Raw genomic sequence first — 246 nt, forward strand, 5'->3', positions numbered from 1 at the left:
GCGCGTGGGGCGGCAGCGTGTCGCTGCACCCATTTAGATTTTGGTTTCGCCTCTGCGCGACGCGCAGAAACGAAACCAAAATCTGAAAAGAACCCCAAACTTGGAGGCGGGAGTTTACTGGTGATTTTTCCCACCTCGCCCAAACGGGTTATCACTCTACTTTCCCTGTCGCAACGCGACAGGGGAGAGTGCTTTCAAATTTGGGATTTCGCTTTCGCGCGATAGCGCGATGAGAAATCCCAAATT

General features: G+C 52.8%; 1 protein-coding gene. It reads left to right on the top strand.

What is annotated here, in order from left to right:
- Nucleotides 1-225 (top strand): hypothetical protein (locus tag AXK12_RS09355; protein ID WP_231863495.1); only part of this gene is annotated, 225 nt, incomplete at its 5' end.
- Nucleotides 226-246: the final 21 nt, after the last annotated feature.

The sequence above is a fragment of the Cephaloticoccus capnophilus genome, assembly GCF_001580045.1.
Taxonomy (GTDB): Bacteria; Verrucomicrobiota; Verrucomicrobiia; order Opitutales; family Opitutaceae; genus Cephaloticoccus; species Cephaloticoccus capnophilus.